This is a genomic window from Candidatus Hydrogenedentota bacterium, from assembly GCA_019695095.1.
Lineage (GTDB): Bacteria > Hydrogenedentota > Hydrogenedentia > Hydrogenedentales > SLHB01 > JAIBAQ01.
Genome location: JAIBAQ010000062.1, coordinates 1 through 18,706 on the forward strand (window position 1 = coordinate 1; position 18,706 = coordinate 18,706).

Genomic DNA, 18,706 nt, shown 5'->3' on the forward strand with positions numbered 1-18,706 from the left:
GCGCGAGACGTGAGTGGTGACGTGCGGTTGAGACTCGTGAACCGCTATCAATGGCCGCTTGCAGCCGCCATTGTATGTTTTGCCGCGGAGGGTATCTGGTTGGTCCTCCTTCCCTGGCTTAGATTTCGCAAGCTTCGTCGCGGCGCGGCCGTGCCGCGAGGAGGCGAATATGCGTAGTTTCTTGGCTATCACGATTGCAGTTGCCTTCGTGCAATATGGGCACGCGGAGAGCTTCGTCGATAAGCTCAATCAAGCGAATGCGAAGCTGCGCAACGGCGAGTCCCAAGCGGCCCTCGACATCTATCGGGAGTTGCAGGTAGAGAACCCTGAATCGGACGTGCTTTACCATAACCTCGGTTGCGCTCAATACTCCAAGGGTGAAGAAGATTCGAAGTCTGCCGTCAAGACGGGCAAGGCGGAGAGCTTCAGCGAAGCAAAGGCGTCGTTTGAACGTGCGATGAGCAGTGACGATCCAGCGCTTCGCAAAAGCGCCACATTCAATCGGGCGAATGCGGTGGCTCAACAGGCCATGGCGATGGACCCCGCCAAAGACCAGAAGGCCGTCGTCGCCGCGTTTGAGGATTCCATCAAGTCCTATGAAGAAATCCTCTCAAACGATCCCGAAAACAAAGACGCCCAAACCAATCTCGATCATATGCGCTATCTCCTGAAGAAGATGCTGCAAAACCCGCCCGAGCAGAACCAACAGCAACAGGGCAAGGACGATCAGGGGAAGGAAGGCGACAAACAAGATCAGCAGCAGAATCAGCAGGGCGGCGATCAACAAGAACAGCAGCCGGAACAGAACGACAATCAAGAGCAGTCTAAACAGGACTCCGAGCAGAAGAAAGAGCGGAATCAGGCCCAGAAGCAGGACGAGCAGCAGGATCAGGCACAGAATCCTGAACAAAATGAGCAGCAGTCTCCGCAACAGAACGAGAACGAACAGCAGAACGCGGCTGCGCAACCCGATCAAAATCAAGACACCAATTCGAATTCGCCCCAGAACGCGAAACCAACGGACATGCAGGCCGTGGAGGCGCTACTGCAATCGCTGGACGATCAAGATCAGCGGGAACAGTTCGAGATGCGTCGTGCGCCAAGAGATACACGTTTGAGGGGAGACTGGTGGTAATGCGCTTCCCATTCTCAATTCTGGCTCTACTGACGTGTTGCGCGGTTGCAGTCGTCGCGCAGGACGGAGCCACGGTTTCGATCGAGGTGAGCCCGGACTCTGTTGAAGCTGGTGAGGCCTTTATTCTGAAGGTTCGTGTCACTGGGGGAAATCTCGAGTCGCTGACCTTTCCGGATATCGATGGCTTGGTCTTCAGCAGAAAGGCTACGACCACTGCCGCGCAGTTGCGAAGGACGCCACAAGGCGTTTCGCAAGTCAGCGAGTTTGGATTTATGGTCGAGACCCAGAAGCCGGGTACGTTTCAAATCCCATCCATTACGGCCAACGTAGACGGAAAAGACATTGTAAGCAACGCCGTTTCGATCACTGTGACCGAAGCTACTACGCCTCGCAGGCGCCAGCAGGATACAACGCCTCATGGGTCTGCCATGGCGCCTGTCTCGCCCAACACAGATGGGAATCGAGACAGGGTCCCTACGCTGGACGACTTGATGGTCATTTCTGCCGACGTGGACAAGAGAGAAGTGTATCAAGGAGAACCCATCGTCTTGACGCTTACGCTCATGTTCATGACGTCCCCTTACGAGATTGACCCTACCATGCTCGCGAACTCCTTTCCATCGTTGACTGGTTTCTACGCGTTGCCACGCGAGCCCGAGGAAGTCGTCCCTCCCGAGACGCGCACCGAGAACGGGTTTGTCTATGAAGTTCATTACTTCAAGCAGACGCTTTTTCCAACCACCAGCGGTGATTTAGAGATTGGCGCCTGGCAATGGCAGGGACAACTGCGACTCCGTGGCAGCCGTTCGCAACCCCTCGAACTCACCTCAGAGGTCATTCCGATTCATGTCAAACCACTCCCGGAGAGACCTGCGAACTTTAGCGGTTCCGTCGGTGAGTTCAGGTTGGAGGCTACTATCGACAAGTCGCGTGTCATTCAGGGTGTCCCCGTAGACTTGGTGGTTCGCATCGTCGGCGATGGCAATCCGGACGCAGTTGGTGCTCCGAAGTTGCCCGTCATGGACTGGGCTTACATTGGGGACGTTGAAAAGGATTTGGGACAGCAGTCCGCAGGGATTGGCGCCGGAGTAGACCAGCGCTTCATCTACCCAGTTACGCCTTTGGAAGCCGGATCAAAAACCATCCCTGAGATTGAGTACTGCTTCTTCAATCCAGCAAACGGCGCTTACGAGACAGCCAAAGCAAATTCTCTGGAACTCACCGTCCTGCCTTCAGCGGAACCCGAGCACAAGGGCGTAACCGGGGCCGGTGACGAAACCTCGGGCGTAAAAGGGAGCTCAGGCGATATCGATGACATTGTCGCCTTTCCCGGTGAATTGAATCGGCGAGGCAGCCTGGTACTTACGACCTCGCTCGTCACGGCCATGCCTCCTGTGGCCTATGCTGTGTTGGCGCTCTTTCTCCGGCGGCGGCGCCGTTTGGCGACGGATACCGCGTTCGCTCGATCGTATCGCGCTCGCGCGCGGCTGAAGACTGCATTGGAAAGCGTTCGTTCTTCGCATGAGCCGCCCGCCGCGCTGTTCAGAGCCGTCGTAGGTTTCATCGCCGACAAATTCGATGTCGCCGAGGCGGGTATGACGTCCATCGATACGCAGAAATTGCTGGAGCAAAATGGCGTCTCACTCGAAACGTCCGCGGCGTTGGTGAAGATTCTGCGGAGTTGCGAACGCGCCGCGTATGCGTCCACGGGGCTCTCGCAAGATGAATTGTCTGCGCTGCTGGAAGGCGCCTCGGTAAACCTGGATGCGCTTGAAGCCGAACTTAAGCGGAGGGGAGAAAAATGACCCATGCCCTTCTCCTATTCGCTCTGCTCGGGGCGACCGTATTCAATGACACGTTTGATCGCGCAAACCAGATGTACTCTCAAGGCGATTATGCATCTGCCATTAATCTCTATGAGCAGTTGGTGCGCGACGGTGTGGTGGATGCAAACGTATTCTATAATCTGGGCAATGCGTACTACCGCGATAACCAGTTAGGGGCTGCGATCACCAATTATGAGCGAGCGCTGCATCTTTCACCGCATTTCGAGGCTGCAGCCCGCAATCTTGATGTCTGCATTGCTTTCACGAAGCAACAGCGTCCGCGACCTCTTCCGCCCGCTTGGGAACAAAGCATGCTCTTCTGGCACGCAGGGTTTGCTCCGCGCACGGTCTTTTCCCTTGCGGTCGCCTGTTGGGTGCTCTTCTGGGGCGTGCTGGCCGTGCGATACTGGCGCGTGCTACCCTATTCCAGACTCGCTGCAAGTCTCTTGTTCCTGCTTGCCTGTCTTTTTGGGTTGTCGTCCTGGGCGAAGTACCATCCGATGCCCTTGGCCGTGGCTTCTGCAGAGCAAGTACCCGTGCGTTATGGCACCGGTGAGAATGAAGCAGTGCGCTTTGAACTTGGATTGGGAGACCGTGTCGTGATCGAAGGCCGTTCAGGTGACTGGGTCCGTGTGAGGACTTCCGACGGAGAACGGGGCTGGACTAAGCTCTCCGCTCTTGCCCTCGTTGGACCGCCCTACGAGCGACCTTCGAGTCCTGAAAGTAGCAGCACGCCGGGATCGGGGGGAGTGTGACAACTTCGTTTCAGGAATTGGTCGAGCAGGCGCGCAACGGTGAACACGGTTTCTGTGATTTGAGGCGCGAGGAGTGCTTGGCCGCCACACGCGACTTTGCCGCGACGCGCCGCGCCGAGATACGGAAACTTCATACCGACTCCGCCTCGGGAAGCGACGTTGTCCATATGCTTGCCGATGTTGCGGACGAAATCGTGCATGGCATCTACCATTTTGCATTGAGCTGTCTGCCTACGCGTCGCTCCGTGCAATCACGAATAGCGCTGTGTGCATTCGGCGGGTACGGCCGCAGTGAACTCAGTCCGTTTTCCGATTTGGATATCAGCCTGATTTACGAAGGCCAACTCGACGAGGGCATTCGTGCTCTCAATGGCTACCTCATTCCATTCCTATGGGACAGCGGATTCGCCGTTGGTTACTCCATTCATAGCGTGCGCGAAGCCCGCGATCTCGCCAGCGAGGATCTCGTCACCTTCACGCGTATGCTGGAAGGCCGGATCATCGATGGCGAGAGTGCGGTGTACGCGCGCCTGAAACTGTTCATTCGCGAGTTGCAGTCGGGAGAATTGGCCCAGCGGTTCATCGAGCACAAGATTCGGGACCGCTACGAGATGCTCGAAGAGGACTACCGCGATCTCTATGATGCCGAGCCAAACGTCAAAGAGAGCGCGGGTGGCCTGCGCGATTTCCATACCGCGCTGTGGCTGTTGATGATGTCGTACGGCATCTCAACCCTGGACGAAGCGGTGGGGCAGGGGATTATCAGCTCCGATGAGCACCTCGATTTCGTCGATGGCCTTGACTTCATCTGGCGTTGCCGGAACGAGATGCATTTTCATGCGGGCAAGGCCGATGACCGCCTTACGTACGCCCATCAGCGTAACCTGGCGCGCGCCTTTGGATACGGCGATCACATGGGCGTCTCTCGATTCCTGCAGGATTACTACGCCGCGGCAGGCCGGTTGCGTCGTTTTCTCCGAATCGCTGCCCGCGTGTGCAACTATTCGAATTCCGCGAGCCTTCCCGACGCAGGCATGCCGGTTGCCCAGGAATACGTCATCGAGAATAACGAGATCTATGTGGGCGTCGGCGACAAGAACTGGTTTGCGCACACTCCATCGCGCTTGATGGAAGTCTTTTGGATATGTGCGCGGCACCGGGCTCCCCTCAGCCGAAATTCCGAGCGCCTTGTTGCCGATAACCTGCATTTAGTGAACGACGCGTTTCGCTCCAACGACGTCGTGCGGAGGTTCTTCCTCGCCATCTGCAACAAGCCCCTGACAGCGGGTTTCGCGTTGCGTCAGGCGTCTTCCATTGGACTCTTGGACGCGTATTTGCCTGAGTTCGCTTCCGTGCAGAAGGTGATTCGGTACGAAGACTTCCATTCCTATCCGGTGGGTGAGCACACGCTACGCGCCATCGATGCGCTTAACGAGATGACCAACGTGCCCGGCGCGGTGGGACGCTGCCTCCGTGAAGCCCTTGAGAATCTCGCGGATCCCAATATCCTCGTGATGGCCATTCTCTTCCACGACTTGGGAAAGGCTGCCGGAGATATCCACGTGGACGAGAGTGTTCGCATCACACATGAAATCTGTCAACGCATAGGCGTGCAGGAAGACGATGAGGAACGGATCGCTTTCCTGGTTCAGCATCATGTGCTGATGACCAATATCAGCCAATACCGCGACATCGACGACGAAGATATTGTCCGGGATTTTGCGGAGACGATGAAAAACGAGCAGCGTCTGCGCGCCTTGTTCATTCTGTCCTATGCCGATCTCTCGGCCGTGGGTCCTGGCGTGTGGAATGAGTGGAAGGGCGCCCTCCTCCTGCAATTGTATCTCCGGACCGTAAAGCGACTGCTGGGAAGAGCCGAATCGCCCGACGAGGACTTCTGGAATTCCCCGAAGGCCCAAGCAGTCGTAGAGCACACCCGCAAGGACCTTTGCACCGAGATCGAGAGTCATCTTCGTGGCTTGGGGCAACGTTACTTTGTGGCGTTTCAGCCGGAACAGATCGCCATGCACCTCGAGTGCGCGGACGAGGCCCGACGCACCGGTCTGGCCGTGCGATGTCAGCCCAACCAGAATACGGGGCTGAGCGACGTTGTTATCTGTACCGCCGACCGGCATGGACTTTTCTCGAAGATCGCGGGTTGTTTCTCGTCACAACTGATAGACATCAACGGTGCGGCCTTGTTCACGCGCCCGGACGGCATGGTGGTCGATTGTTTCAGCGTTTGCGACGCCAAGTATTCGCGACCGTTAACATCCGCCCAAACCGCGCGAGTCGCGCAGGTGTTGCGTTCGGTTCTGCTGGATGGAGAGGACGTTCAAGAACACGTGGATAGGTCCCTGCGGCGTTTGTATGCATTGCTTCAGCCGAGAGTGCCCGTTCCGACCAAAGTAGAATTCGATAACAGTTCTTCAAGGAATCATACGATAATAGACATTGAAACTGGCGATCGTACGGGTCTCCTCTACGATATCACGCGCGCTATGAGCGAAGCTGGGCTGGATATCGTCACCGCCCGCATCGTGACGGATGCGCGACGCGTACGAGACTCGTTTTATGTGACGCGTAATACCAGCAAGATTGAGGACGAAGAGACACAAGCGGCCATTCGAGAGATGATTCACAGCGCCATCCATCCTCGAGCCGCTGTCGAAGCCAAAGGAGGTAGAGCATGACGTATCCAATTCGAAAAGGAGTCTGGGTCGCCGCATTTGCACTCGTGCTGACCGGTGCCGCCCAAGCTATGAGCCCTGTACTGCGTGAAATAGAAGACGCATTCATACGCATTGGGGAGCAAGTCCGTCCGTGTGTTGTAAACATCGACTCCGAGCAACCCACGGAGCCCGTGAGTGAAGACCAGATGAAGGGCCTGGAAGACTTCTTTCGGCAGTTCGGCATCCCTATGCCCGAGCAAATGCCTCGCCGCATGCCGCGGTCCGTGGCTTCCGGTTCTGGTTTCATCATTGACAAGGAAGGCCACATTCTCACCAACAATCATGTGGTTGAAGGCGCAAAGAACATTAAAGTCAGGCTTTCCACCGGCAAAGTCTACGACGCGGAAATCGTGGGCCTTGATTCGGACACGGACATTGCCGTTATTAAGATTACACCCGAAGGCGATCTCCCCATTGCTGAACTCGGTGATTCCAGCCAGATTCGCGTGGGACAGTTTGCCATTGCGGTCGGCAACCCCCGCGGATTGGAGGGAACCGTCTCGTTCGGCCATGTCTCCGCACTCGGCCGTGAATCGCTCGGACTGCCGTCGATCCGCTTTCAGGATTTCATTCAAACCGACGCGGCCATCAACCTAGGAAATAGCGGCGGACCTCTGTGCGACATCGAAGGACGCGTGATTGGCATCAATACCGCAATCTTCTACGGCGCCGAATCGCTCGGTTTCGCGATTCCGATCAATATGGCGAAAGAAATCGTCCCGCAGTTGTTGTCGAAGGGCAAAGTCACTCGCGGATTCCTGGGAGTCGACATTAGCGACGTCGAAGATGTTGCTAAAGAGGCAGGCGCGGAGAGCGTCGAAGACTTCATCGGATTGATGGGCCTTCCCGATGCCAAGGGCGCGTATGTGCGGGGCGCTCACCCCAATTCCCCGGCCGAACGAGCGGGTGTGAAGAGTGAAGACGTTATCCGGGAAGTCAATGGCGCTCCCGTGGAGAACTCCAAGGATCTCGTCGCAAAGATTTCTGCCTTCGCGCCCGGAGCCGATGTTAAGATCGGCCTTTTCCGCGATAAGAAAATGATGGATGTCTCCGTCCAATTGACGGAATACGCAGGCAGCGTGGAAAAGGCTCGTCTGGGAGGCGATATTCTCGGAATGCGTCTCGAAGAACTGAGTCAGATGATCATCAAGCAGCATGGCTTCGATGAAAACACAAAAGGTGTACTCGTAACCGACGTCCTTCCCGATTCTCCGGCCGAGCGCTGCGATATCGCCCCAGGCGACGTGATCACGGAAGTAGCCCAACAGGCTGTGGCTTCGATGGCGGAATTCCGCAGTGCCCTGAAAGCGAATGCCACTCCCGGAAAGTCCGTTCTCTTGCGCGTGTTGCGTCCCGGCGAGCGGTCCATGCCGAAAGTAATCAAAATCCCCGATGAGGGTGTTCCTGGTCTTTAGAGATAGCAATTAGTCATTGGGCCGCGAGGTTCGGGTTGCTCCGGGCCTTGCGGCCTCTGTATGTTTGAAGGCATAGAGCACACCGCGCGAGCGTAGGGAGTGAAGTGGGATGAATCGCCCAGAGGCTATTGAAGGTGACCAAGCGACGCCTGAATCCCGTCTTCTACACCGAATTCTCATGCTTCTCGGTCTGCTTGGCATGGCGGGGATACTAATCGTCGCGCGGTTCCTGGAGGCCGATCCTCGTGGCTACGGCACTCACGAACAGCTTGGCTTCCCGCCTTGCCTCACGCAGCGTTTCCTTCACATCCCATGTCCTCTATGCGGCATGACAACTTCGTTCGCGCTGATGGCACACGGAAAGCCCGTTGAAGCCTTTTTGGCTCAGCCAGCGGGAGCCTTGGCGTTTGTAGCCGTGTTATCCGGGATCCTCCTGCTTGCATTCTTCCTGATAACGGGGCGGACCCTGGACGTGGATGACGTCGGGGGATTTGCTCTTAAATGGGGACGTTTGTTGGCAATTCCCCTGATTTTGGCGTGGATTTACAAGATTGTTGCTGAGACCGTGCTACCCCGCTAATTCCCCCCTCCGTGTATGTGCGTGAAAATCGGACTTGTCTTGTCCGTGTTAAACCGTTGAACAAGTGCTGATATTTGGCTAGACTCTTCCGCCTGAAAAACGAGGTCTTATGCCATGAATCAGAGCTTTGCAGAACGACGAGTCTTGGTGGCGGATGACGAACGCCAAGTGGCCGATGTTGCAACACGCCAGGTGCGTGCGCGATTTGCCTGCCACACTGAGTCCGTCAACGACGGTGACGAAGTGCTCCGCGTGATGAGCGAAAAGCACTTCGATGTCCTGATCACGGACATGCTTATGCCTGGTTGTCACGGTCTTGAACTCGTATCGAGAGTCTCGAAGATGTGCCCTGATACGACTATCGTCGTTACGACTGCCTATGAACAGGAGTTTCCCTATGTCGAAGTCATCCGGCATGGGGCATCCGACTTTATTGCAAAGCCATACGAATCGGAGATTCTTGAAGCCAAGTTGCTTCGCATCTTTCGTGAACGGCAATTGTGGGAAGAGCTGGCTCAGGAAAAGCAACGCATAGTCGACGACATGGAGGCCATGCGCAAATTGCGTGAGGCACAGGTCGCCGCGGAAGAGAAGTACCGTAGTCTCTTCGAATACAGCATGAACGGGATGCTGGTCGTCTCTCCCGACGAATACGTCATCCACGACGTAAATCGGGCCTTTTGCGCGTTGAGTCAACGAGACCGCGCCAGCCTCATCGGCATTGCACTCCTCGAATTATTCGACAGCGCTTCGAGCATGCGATTGCGGCAAGGTTTTTCCATCGTGGAGCAAATGGGGCAGGCCTCTTTGTCGGACATCTTTCTGCCACGTGCGGGATGTCAAGGCGTCTCGCTCGAGGTCAGCGCAAACATGGTGCGGACCGGCTCCGAATCCATGTTGCACGTCGCCTGCAGAGACGTGACCGAGCAGCGTGAACTCCAGCGTCAATTAGCGGAAATTGCTCACACGGATCAGCTAACGGGACTGTTGAACAAGCGGACATTCAACACGCGCTTGGAGGGAGCCATTTCGCGCAGTAGTCGCGAGACTGTGCCAATCACGCTGCTGTTCCTGGATCTCGACAATTTCAAGTACTGCAACGATACCTTCGGTCATCAGGCTGGTGATGAGCTGCTTCGGTCGGTGGGGAAGATCATCAAGAAGCATACGCGCTCGACCGGAGACGAAGCTTTCCGTTACGGAGGCGACGAATTCGCGATTCTCCTTTGGCATGCGAATGCCGGTACGGGAGAGGTGGTTGCCGAACGGATTCGTGACGAATATGCCACGTCTGACAGTCAGGGGACTTCCATCAGCATCGGTGTAGCCGAATTCGCGTCGGACATGGATGCCTCTGCATTCGTTCGGAGTGCCGATCAAGCTCTATACAAGGCCAAGGAAGCCGGGAAAAACCGGATATGTGTTGTGTAGAACCGCGAGGCCACCGCTCATTGTGCGCTCATGAGAAAGCCACATGTGTGAGAGGATAAAGCGCGCTATCCGGAGTCTGTTTTGGGGAGCGTCAAGCGGCCCCCAACCATGAGTGCTGTACTTTCCGCCGTGCTTCCCGTCTTCATCGTGGCGGCATTTGGCTTTGCGGTGCGCCGCATTACCCACCTGCACCTCAAAACGCTGTCCGCCTTGAACGCGTATGTTCTTATTCCAAGTCTCGTCTACAACGGGATTTCCAAGAACGCCATTGAATGGCCGCTCTTCCTGCGCACGGCACTCGCCGTTGTCATTGCAGCGGCAATTGCCGGACTTGTGCTCGCGCTCATCGCAAGCCGCGCTGGGATGACGACACCGCTCAAAAGCGCGTTCATGATGACCATGTTTCCGAATCTCGGTAATTTTGGTCTTCCAATTGTTCTTTTTGCGTTCGGATCCAAAGCCCTGCCATACGGTGTATTGATCATGGTGTGCGGCGGATTTCTTCAGAACAGTGTTGGCCTTTACCTCGCGCAACGCGGCGTGCACTCCGCCAAGCGGGCATTGCTCGGCGTATTCACGTTTCCGATGGTCTACGCGTTCGCGGCGGCCATGTTAGCTCAGCGACTTGGGTTTCAGTTTCCGCAAGCACTGGACCGCGCCGTTCAGATTGCAGGCGATGGCGTTATCCCGATCCAATTGCTCATCCTCGGCGCCACGGTCGCCGAAACGAGGCTTCAAGTCACCGTCCATGTGTTTGTCGCGTGCGCGGTGCGACTTCTTCTGGGTCCCCTGGTGGCATGGGGAGTTGCCACGATCGTGGGCATGCATGGATTAGCCGCAAGCGTATTTATCCTGCAGATGAGCGGACCCGTCGCTATCGGCATGGCAGCCTATGGTGTACAGTTCGACCTAGAGCCAGGCTACCTGTCGAGTGTCGTATCGTGGACGTTTCTCTTCAGCGTGGCAACCGTCAGTGTCGTGCTCACCCTGCTCTATGCGGCGGGCTAACCGGCGTGTCAGTTACTGCCTGCCCGCTTATCTCGGCTCGGGGAAATAGTGCGCCTCTATCAACGCGCACGTCGTGTGATACAGCACCAAATGCGCTTCTTGAATCACCTTCACCGTGTCCCCGGGCGCCTTGACCGCCACGTCCGCAAAAGCTGCCATCTTGCCGCCCTTGGGTCCAGTCAGCGAAATGACAGTACCGCCCTTTGCTTTCGTTACCGACATCGCCATCAAGCAGTTCGCCGCATTTCCTGAGGTCGAAATACCTATCAGCGTATCTCCGGGGCGAACGAGCGCCTCCGCTTCTTGCGCAAAGGCAATGTCCCGCAGTGGATTGTCATTCTCCACCGCTGTCTTGAGAGAACCCTGAAAACCCAACGGTATCGCGGCGAGCCCCGCCTCCAAATGCTTTGCCAACTCGTCGCCGAAGGGAAGGGGCTTCACGGCCGCAATGAACTCTGCAGATAAGGTCCGCTTCCGCTCGAAGCTTTTGCAGAGTTCCCCGGCAATGTGCATTGCGTCCGCATTGCTGCCGCCATTTCCGCACAGCAGAAGCTTGCCTCCGCCATCGTACGTGCGCACCAACGCCTCGTGGACGCGCATCAGGTCGTCTACGCAAGACGCCAAGTCCGGGCGGCGCGCTGTCATTCCATCCAGGATTTCTTTCTCAACAACTGAAAGCTGAATCATCTCAAAAAGTCCTTCTACGACTGGCCCAACGCATGGACGAGCGCCAAGAGAAAATCGCGATTATCAGCCGTCGCGTAGCGCATCGTGCCGCCCATTCGGGAGAAACTCTTGTTGTAACGAAGGTAATAGTCCGGATTGGTATCTGGGGGCTCGCCCTGCTGCCAATCCCAATGGGATTCAGCCAAATCGGCGATCACCATGAAGTGGTTGTCAATGTGTTTGCCTGCCTGTATTGCCAGGTTCTGCGCCATCGAGAGGGACTTCTCGAATATCATCGGCGACATGACCGCAGATCCAATGGATACGTAGACACCTCCGTCGAGATTCGTGACATTCTGCGCAAACGAGAGAAAATCGCGCTGTGCGGCCCGCCCGATTGCGGCACAGTGATTCATGGGATGCACATAGATGATGTCGTGGCCAATCATCGGATGGCCCGTATAAGGCACCTTTAACCGGTAAGCCGCCGCCTGCAGCCCATACTGCTTGAAGGGGTGCGGGATGCGCATCCAGCCCGGTTCAAGCTCAAATGCTCGAACCTGATCCAGCACGTCCGCGGCGGCAGCCGCGAGCGCGGCGTCCTTCTCAAGCACGCTGGTGATCGTGTAACACAGTGTCGTTTCCGAGGGAATTTGCAGGCCTTCCTTTTCTACCATTGCGCCCACGGACTCACCGTATCCCATGCCCTGGTATGCGCCAATGAGAATCGCAAGATTAATGTAGAACCCAGTTTCTTCCCATACACCGAACTGCCCTTGGTCGACGTTCGCGCGCACGTCTTCGCTGCTTTCGCCCTGAAAAGCGAATTCCCAGTCGTGGATGATTCCTGCGCCGTTCGTTGCCAAATGCGTAATCCAGCCATCCTCAATCAGCTTCACCAAAACGGGCGCCAAACCGTTCTTGATCGAGTGCGCCCCGAACGTCAGCATCCGCGAACGGCCTGCCTTCCGAGCAGCCACAATCTTCTCCGCAGCTTCGTCGATTACACGCTTTGCGTTATCTGACAGCCTCTTAGGCTCCGCGGTCGGTGGCACGTGATCGCGTTCTATGCGGACTTTGTTCTTGCGTTCGCGCAGCGGCTTGATGTGGAGGAGCCTGCGATTGATTTCTGGAAACGGCATGATGCTTTGATCCCTCTCTTACGGCACTACCCCGATTCGGGGCGCTTCTGAACGGCCGGTCTGTGAACGCATAGTTTAGCAGAGGAGGCTGCTTCGCCTCGAATCGGCAGTATTGCATGGCCCTGACAGCATCTTGAGCATGATTCCGAGATGCAATTCGACGTGGTGCGCAAGCTCGTAAATTGATGGACCTATAATGACGTTTTGCGTTCGCAACCAGGGCGGAGCGTATATAAAAGACTAGAAGAGGAGTTTTGTGGAACTCTTCAAGTGGACTCCTAAGGCGACTTGGGCTATACTCTTCGCGCAATAATCTGTTAGTAGTGCCGGCCCGTACGGGCCGGCACTACCATAATGAACAGGGGGTACCTACCGTGAGCGACTTGGGATTAAAAGAAATCGGAATTACTACGTGGACAGGTTTGGTGCGCAATCCTTCCTACGATACTCTGTATGAGCACGAGCTCGATTCGTCGCTCGAAGGTTTCGAACGCGCCTACAAAACCTCGTTTGGCGCATTGAGCGTGGATACTGGCCGATTTACCGGGCGCTCGCCGCAAGATAAGTATATCGTCGAGGAAGATGTCTCCCGAGACACCGTTTGGTGGGCTGGGGCCGAAAACCCCGGTTCGAACAACAAGCGGATGTCTGAGAAGACATGGTCCCATCTCAAGGATATCGCGCTGAAACAGCTCAACGGAAAACGACTCTATGTCGTCGACGGTTTCTGCGGTGCAAACCCCGATACGCGTCTCAGCGTGCGCATTATCTGCGAGGTCGCCTGGCAAGCCCACTTCTGCAAGAACATGTTTATCCGTCCCACCGACGAGGAATTGAAGACGTTCAAGCCGGATTGGACCATTCTGAATGCTTCGAAGACCACGTGCCCGGATTTTCAGGATCATGGCATGCGATCCGAAGTCTTCGCTGCTTTCAATATCAAAGAGCGTATGACGGTCATTGGCGGCACGTGGTATGGCGGTGAAATGAAGAAGGGTATCTTCACCATCATGAACTACTTCCTGCCATTGAAGGGCATCGGCTCCTTTCATTGCTCAGCCAATATGGGCAAAAAGGGAGACACAGCCCTCTTCTTTGGCCTTTCCGGCACCGGCAAGACGACGCTGTCCGCAGACCCCCATCGACTTCTCATCGGCGACGATGAACACGGATGGGACGACGAAGGCGTCTTCAACTTTGAAGGCGGCTGCTACGCCAAGACCATCGACCTCAGCGAAGAAAAAGAGCCCGATATCTATCACGCCATCAAGCGCGACGCGCTACTGGAGAATGTCAAGATCGGTGACGGCGGTGTTGTCGACTTTCATGATACGTCGAAGACCGAGAACGGTCGCGTTTCCTATCCGCTGTACCACATCGAAAACATCGTGAAGCCGGTTTCCAAGGGCGGCCATCCAAGCAAGATCATCTTTCTGGCTTGCGACGCCTTCGGCGTGTTGCCCCCGGTCTCCAAGCTTGACGCAGACCAGGCCATGTACCAGTACCTGAGCGGTTACACCGCCAAAGTCGCCGGAACGGAGCTAGGCGTCACCGAACCCAAGGCAACGTTTTCGACCTGTTACGGCGCTGCCTTCCTTGCCGTCCATCCAACCCTCTACGCTCAGATTCTCGGAAAGAAGATGACCGAGCACAAGTCCGAGGCCTACTTGGTCAACACAGGCTGGACAAAGGGCGGATATGGCGTGGGGAGCCGTATCTCCTTGCCCGCGACGCGCAAGATCATTGATGCTATCCTCGATGGGACATTGAGCAATGCCGAGTTCGATGTGCTCCCGGTGTTCGGACTCAAGTACCCGAAAAGCATTCCCGGTGTCGATTCGAGCATTCTCAATCCGCGAGAAGGTTGGCCGGATAAGGCTGAATACGACGCAGCGCTCAAGAAGCTTGGCGACATGTTTGTGAAGAACTTCACCCGGTTTGAGAACACCGATGAAGGTCGCCGCATCAGCACAGCAGCCGGTCCTAAGCTGTAAACAGTTACCTTGGCCCATTTCCACGCGAATGTTTTGGTGGCAATGGGTTGCTGTAAGTGAGTAATGTGTGTTTTGTGATTATATCGCAAAACAGCCAGTTGACACGTTTGCCAACTACTGGTGTATAGTGTAGTGCGATTTGCTCTTCGTTCGTGTGGGATACATCTCGTTGGGGAGGGCAAACGCGTGGTGGCTGGCGGGTTGCCGGAAGCACCCCCTTGGATTGGCTTATTAGGGTAAGGAGACGACCATGAAGCACATAGCGGTTATGACAACAGTCCCGGCCAGGGCGCAATCTCCCGTACAAGTCAAGCTCGACTTCACGACCGATTTGTCGACATATTTCGCGACAACTCTTCCGAGCGTGTTCGATCTCGTATTTACGCTGGGTGTTGGGTTTATTCAGAACACCATAGGCTTCGGCGGGATTATCGACATCATCATTGGCGACATTTCGGGTGGTGGTAACTAAAAGCGTTGGCCGGTGTGGCAAGTTTTTGGTGGCTTCTGAATTCTATCGTTAGCTGAGCAACTTGGAGAGGATGCTATAACATGCAGAATGCAAGACACTGCGCTGCCATTACCCGAAGCCCGGCAATGGCGCAGACAGCACTTAACTTGAAGCTGGATACCTTCATCACCAATCTGAATCTCATTACAGAGGGTGTGTTGTTGTCCTGGGCAACCGCTGGTGAGCAGATTGTTGATTATGTGGGTATTTTGACGTCTTCGTTGCCCTATAAGCAGCTTGGCGGAGGTACCGGAGGCGCCTAGGGCGTCGACTTGGTTTTGTATTCTGCGTTGCGCTGGAGCGTTGTGTCCCAATAATCGTTTCCGTTGCTGGTCAAGTCTACGACTCAGCAACGGTTCTAACGGAGGATTCGAGAGATGTACATTACCTATGTGCTCGGTGAAATATTTGCATTGTTCCAGTACCTTTTTACGGTTCAGCTTCCCTCGTTCTTCAACTCGATTAGCTTCTTCCAGAATTGGTGGGGGTAGAACCTCGATAGATTCTGGATGCCTGTCCCGTATACGTTGGGTGTAAGGGATTGGTTACCGTTCTTGAAGCGCCTTCCAGTCTTATATGTCGTGGAAGGCGTTTCCTTTTGCGGGCATTTCCCTGTCTGCAATCGCTTTACGGCTTGCGCACTCGCGGATTCCGGTGCACGGTCACTGAAAAATCACGATCCTCAGGACCTCCCTTGCGCTCGTGCTGCGTGTATTCCTTGGTGGACCACTGTTCTGCCTTGGGCCATTCGAACGGCAGACCGTCCAAAGTCACTGTTTGTGAAAACAGCGAATCCAGTTCTTCCTGCGTCGTCTTCAACTGAAGCAGACGACCGTTCTGCGCATCGATTTCTGCCCGCCGAAATGCCTCGTGAGAGAAGGTGCTCGGATCTTCCTCATGGCTAACCATGCGGCTCGTGATGGTAAACGAAGACGATCCGGCATCGTAATAGACTTCCAGAATGCGCCCTTCCTGGGGATAGTCGACGATGGACCCCGTCACGATCTCGTAGTAAGGATACGGGCCATCCAACAACGCTACGTGATGCGCGTGCGTGTGCCCGCAAATGTGCATGAGCACGTTGGGACGGCTGGCCAAGTAGTCGCGAAACTCCTGCGACTTCACGCATTGGCCCGGATACGGGATATCGAAATCCTCGCTTGGGTGGTGCGAGGCGATGACCACGTAATCACCTGCCTGTTCCGCAGCCTCGATAGCGGGCTTCAGAAAGTCTTCAAACTGCTCACGCAACATAACGCCATACTGTGCCGGCAACCCGGACGGGGGATTTGGAGCTGTCGTATCCAAAACAACGAGGCGGACAGGAGTGCCTGGTTTGGGCGTCGCCACATAACGGGCCTCGCCTGATTCTCGATTTGTCTGATCGAAACCATGACCCAACGGAAGCGAAGTGGAATTGAAATGCTCCTCAATGAACTGTTCGCGACTTGAGAACCGCCGCCTATCATCCGGAACAATAGGGCCAAACCCCAGATTCAGCATGTCCAGGGCCAACGTACTCGGGTCCATTTGTTCCCGATCCCCAGTGATGATAGCCGGGCTCAGATTCGAGGTCGGAAGCAACGCATCCGATGGAGGGTCCAACCATTTTAGCCCAAGTATCCGTGCCACAGGCCCCAATTGAGGCGCGTTCCAAAATTCCGGCCAAGGCGAGCTGCGATCGATATTGAAAGTGCCTACACAGAGATTGTCATGGTTTCCGTAAACGGTGTACCACGGAATCGATGCATCCAAGCCTTCCGCGTCATACTCCAGTTTCGGATTGATCTCCTCGTCGACTGGTCTTCTCACCCCGTCCGGCGCTCCCGAATCGGGCCGCACCACTTTACCGTCAAACGTATCGATGGCCCACCGCAGCTCGTTAAGTTGGGCATTGTCAGTCAAATCACCGGTTACGATTGCGAAATCCAACGGCAGGTGTGGCGACAATGCCCCGGTGTGGTGTTCATTGAGCACATGCAGCGTCGCGTCGAGTGTCTGTACGCTGTACGCCTCCTGCGGACGCCACGCCGATTTGATAAACGGGGCAAAACGAACAGCGCGCGCAGGGCTTTCGTCGTCGGTAATATGCGTGTCCGAGAGCTGCGCGAATCGAAGCCATAATACCCCTTCGGGTGTCGTCGGTAACTCTGATGGCGGTAATGACTCCGGACATCCGCCGGACAATAGGGCGACAAGGAATGCGCTGAAGAAGAGACAGACGTTTCGCAAGAGAATTGCACGAGACGCAAGAGAAGTAGTATTCATGTTTTCGCCCTGCTTAAGGAGCTTGACGATTCCCATAGTTGAAAACGGGATCTCGGCTCCGACCTTCTGCATCATACCAGGATATCGGCGCGATCTCCCAAAAAGGCAACCCCCTCGCGCTTGGGGGGAGCGCGAGGGGAGTGGGCAAGCGGACTATTGGGGGAGGGTCCGCAGAGGGGTTAAGTTAGTTCACGCTGATGCGACGCGGCTTGACTTCATCGCGTTTCGGAAGCCTCAGCGTTAGTACGCCGTCCTTCATCTCAGCCTCCACGCGACTGGTGTCGATTGCGCGACTCAGCGCAAACACTCGACGATAATCGGCCTGAGCGCGCTCGCGAAGATGAATGCGGCCGTCATTCTCGGATACCTTCCGGTGCCCGGTAAGGGTCAGTTCATTGTCCTTGACCTCAATCTGGGTGCCATCCTTGGACACGCCGGGAAGCTCGGCTTCGATAATCACTTCGTCAGCCTTTTCCATGATGTTAACTCGCGGCATCATGTAGCACGAAGACTTCTCTGGGGCGCATGCGGACATGGTTTCTATCTCCTTTGTGGGAAAGGGGGCGCTTACGCGCCCCCGATTTCGTTTCCGTTGGCGCACGATTCTCGTGCGTGGTTTACTTCACCTTCACTTCGATCTGTTTCGGCTTCGCCTCCTCACGTTTTGGAAGCGTCACCTTCAGCACACCGTCCTCGTAATGCGCTTTGATCTTCTCGGCATCGAATCCGCCGGGGATCTCGAAGGACCGTTCGAAGCTGCCGTAACGGCGCTCGACCCGATGATAGCCCTTCTCCTTAGTCTCGGCCTCGTGCTTGCGCGACCCTTTGATCGTCACGAGGTTGTCGACGACTGTCAGGTCGATGTCTTCCTTCTTCAAGCCAGGCAGATCGGCTTCGAGCGCATAGGCATCATCGGTCTCCTTCAGGTCCACCGTTGGAGACCAAACCCGATCGAATGGACCGAAATCGCGGTTCAGTTCGCCGAATAACCGACTGAACTGGTTCTCGATGTCGCGCAACGCGCTAAAGGGAGTCAGTTCGCCTTTATCCTTCCAACGTACCAGAGCCATGGTGCCATCTCCTTTCTTTCTCGGTTCCTCTTGGCTGCCTCTTGCAGCTCACGCCACTCAGTATCGCAATGGATGTGCCAGTTCGATGTCCGTGACTTAAGTATTTGAAATTTAATCGCGTATGTTGCCGTGTGTTCGCGAAGACAGAATCTTTGAGCCGTATTCGTGTCGCT

Annotated in this window: 16 protein-coding genes; 11 read left to right on the top strand and 5 right to left on the bottom strand. The window is 55.7% G+C overall.

Features of this window, described 5'->3' with window-relative positions:
* Positions 1–169 precede the first annotated feature (169 nt).
* From K1Y02_11980 to K1Y02_12015, 8 genes are all read left to right on the top strand, one after another.
* Positions 170–1,135, top strand: a complete 966-nt coding sequence (locus K1Y02_11980; protein ID MBX7257071.1) for a hypothetical protein — start codon at positions 170–172, stop codon at positions 1,133–1,135.
* Positions 1,135–2,940, top strand: coding sequence for a BatD family protein (locus K1Y02_11985; GenBank protein MBX7257072.1), 1,806 nt, complete (start codon positions 1,135–1,137; stop codon positions 2,938–2,940). The genes K1Y02_11980 and K1Y02_11985 overlap by 1 nt, the downstream gene beginning before the upstream one ends.
* Positions 2,937–3,716, top strand: coding sequence for a tetratricopeptide repeat protein (locus K1Y02_11990; protein ID MBX7257073.1), 780 nt, complete (start codon positions 2,937–2,939; stop codon positions 3,714–3,716). Before K1Y02_11985 ends, K1Y02_11990 begins: the two co-directional genes overlap by 4 nt.
* Positions 3,713–6,409, top strand: a complete 2,697-nt coding sequence (glnD, locus tag K1Y02_11995; GenBank protein ID MBX7257074.1) for a [protein-PII] uridylyltransferase — start codon at positions 3,713–3,715, stop codon at positions 6,407–6,409. The genes K1Y02_11990 and glnD overlap by 4 nt, the downstream gene beginning before the upstream one ends.
* Positions 6,406–7,863, top strand: coding sequence for a trypsin-like peptidase domain-containing protein (locus K1Y02_12000; GenBank protein ID MBX7257075.1), 1,458 nt, complete (start codon positions 6,406–6,408; stop codon positions 7,861–7,863). The genes glnD and K1Y02_12000 overlap by 4 nt, the downstream gene beginning before the upstream one ends.
* A gap of 109 nt (positions 7,864–7,972) precedes the next feature.
* The gene (locus K1Y02_12005; protein MBX7257076.1) at positions 7,973–8,443 is read left to right on the top strand and encodes a DUF2752 domain-containing protein; all 471 of its coding nucleotides are present in this window, start codon (positions 7,973–7,975) and stop codon (positions 8,441–8,443) included.
* A 114-nt stretch (positions 8,444–8,557) separates the two neighbouring features.
* On the top strand, positions 8,558–9,874 hold the full coding sequence (locus K1Y02_12010) for a diguanylate cyclase (GenBank protein MBX7257077.1): 1,317 nt from the start codon (positions 8,558–8,560) through the stop codon (positions 9,872–9,874).
* 108 nt (positions 9,875–9,982) lie between these two features.
* Positions 9,983–10,882: an AEC family transporter gene (locus K1Y02_12015; GenBank protein ID MBX7257078.1), complete on the top strand. Its 900-nt coding sequence runs from the start codon at positions 9,983–9,985 to the stop codon at positions 10,880–10,882.
* A 27-nt stretch (positions 10,883–10,909) separates the two neighbouring features.
* Here the strand turns inward: K1Y02_12015 and K1Y02_12020 are convergent, their stop codons facing one another.
* Together K1Y02_12020 and K1Y02_12025 are read right to left on the bottom strand one after the other, a co-directional pair.
* Positions 10,910–11,569, bottom strand: coding sequence for an SIS domain-containing protein (locus K1Y02_12020; GenBank protein ID MBX7257079.1), 660 nt, complete (start codon positions 11,567–11,569; stop codon positions 10,910–10,912).
* Between the two features lie 14 nt (positions 11,570–11,583).
* Positions 11,584–12,690 (bottom strand): hypothetical protein, encoded by a 1,107-nt coding sequence (locus tag K1Y02_12025; protein MBX7257080.1) that lies wholly within the window; start codon positions 12,688–12,690, stop codon positions 11,584–11,586.
* Between the two features lie 374 nt (positions 12,691–13,064).
* Between K1Y02_12025 and pckA the strand changes: the two genes are divergently transcribed.
* From pckA to K1Y02_12040, 3 genes are all read left to right on the top strand, one after another.
* Complete coding sequence (pckA, locus tag K1Y02_12030; protein MBX7257081.1) at positions 13,065–14,684, top strand: phosphoenolpyruvate carboxykinase (ATP); 1,620 nt, start codon at positions 13,065–13,067, stop codon at positions 14,682–14,684.
* 250 nt (positions 14,685–14,934) lie between these two features.
* Positions 14,935–15,156: a hypothetical protein gene (locus K1Y02_12035; GenBank protein ID MBX7257082.1), complete on the top strand. Its 222-nt coding sequence runs from the start codon at positions 14,935–14,937 to the stop codon at positions 15,154–15,156.
* Between the two features lie 80 nt (positions 15,157–15,236).
* Entirely contained in the window at positions 15,237–15,458 is a 222-nt protein-coding gene (locus tag K1Y02_12040; GenBank protein ID MBX7257083.1) for a hypothetical protein, read from the top strand.
* Between the two features lie 364 nt (positions 15,459–15,822).
* Here the strand turns inward: K1Y02_12040 and K1Y02_12045 are convergent, their stop codons facing one another.
* From K1Y02_12045 to K1Y02_12055, 3 genes are all read right to left on the bottom strand, one after another.
* Positions 15,823–17,463, bottom strand: a complete 1,641-nt coding sequence (locus K1Y02_12045; GenBank protein ID MBX7257084.1) for a metallophosphoesterase — start codon at positions 17,461–17,463, stop codon at positions 15,823–15,825.
* A gap of 184 nt (positions 17,464–17,647) precedes the next feature.
* Entirely contained in the window at positions 17,648–17,998 is a 351-nt protein-coding gene (locus K1Y02_12050) for an Hsp20/alpha crystallin family protein (GenBank protein ID MBX7257085.1), read from the bottom strand.
* Positions 17,999–18,080: 82 nt separating this feature from the next.
* Positions 18,081–18,533, bottom strand: a complete 453-nt coding sequence (locus K1Y02_12055; protein ID MBX7257086.1) for an Hsp20/alpha crystallin family protein — start codon at positions 18,531–18,533, stop codon at positions 18,081–18,083.
* Positions 18,534–18,706: the final 173 nt, after the last annotated feature.

Excerpts from the sequence above, each read along its gene's own strand:
- K1Y02_12000 (MBX7257075.1), top strand. The coding sequence starts at position 6,406 with ATGACGTATCCAATTCGAAAAGGAGTCTGGGTCGCCGCATTTGCACTC.
- K1Y02_12015 (MBX7257078.1), top strand. The coding sequence starts at position 9,983 with ATGAGTGCTGTACTTTCCGCCGTGCTTCCCGTCTTCATCGTGGCGGCA.
- K1Y02_11980 (MBX7257071.1), top strand. The coding sequence starts at position 170 with ATGCGTAGTTTCTTGGCTATCACGATTGCAGTTGCCTTCGTGCAATAT.
- K1Y02_12010 (MBX7257077.1), top strand. The coding sequence starts at position 8,558 with ATGAATCAGAGCTTTGCAGAACGACGAGTCTTGGTGGCGGATGACGAA.
- K1Y02_12035 (MBX7257082.1), top strand. The coding sequence starts at position 14,935 with ATGAAGCACATAGCGGTTATGACAACAGTCCCGGCCAGGGCGCAATCT.
- K1Y02_12005 (MBX7257076.1), top strand. The coding sequence starts at position 7,973 with ATGAATCGCCCAGAGGCTATTGAAGGTGACCAAGCGACGCCTGAATCC.
- K1Y02_11985 (MBX7257072.1), top strand. The coding sequence starts at position 1,135 with ATGCGCTTCCCATTCTCAATTCTGGCTCTACTGACGTGTTGCGCGGTT.
- K1Y02_11990 (MBX7257073.1), top strand. The coding sequence starts at position 2,937 with ATGACCCATGCCCTTCTCCTATTCGCTCTGCTCGGGGCGACCGTATTC.
- K1Y02_12025 (MBX7257080.1), bottom strand. The coding sequence starts at position 12,690 with ATGCCGTTTCCAGAAATCAATCGCAGGCTCCTCCACATCAAGCCGCTG.
- K1Y02_12045 (MBX7257084.1), bottom strand. The coding sequence starts at position 17,463 with ATGAATACTACTTCTCTTGCGTCTCGTGCAATTCTCTTGCGAAACGTC.
- K1Y02_12040 (MBX7257083.1), top strand. The coding sequence starts at position 15,237 with ATGCAGAATGCAAGACACTGCGCTGCCATTACCCGAAGCCCGGCAATG.
- K1Y02_12055 (MBX7257086.1), bottom strand. The coding sequence starts at position 18,533 with ATGGCTCTGGTACGTTGGAAGGATAAAGGCGAACTGACTCCCTTTAGC.
- K1Y02_12050 (MBX7257085.1), bottom strand. The coding sequence starts at position 17,998 with ATGTCCGCATGCGCCCCAGAGAAGTCTTCGTGCTACATGATGCCGCGA.
- K1Y02_12020 (MBX7257079.1), bottom strand. The coding sequence starts at position 11,569 with ATGATTCAGCTTTCAGTTGTTGAGAAAGAAATCCTGGATGGAATGACA.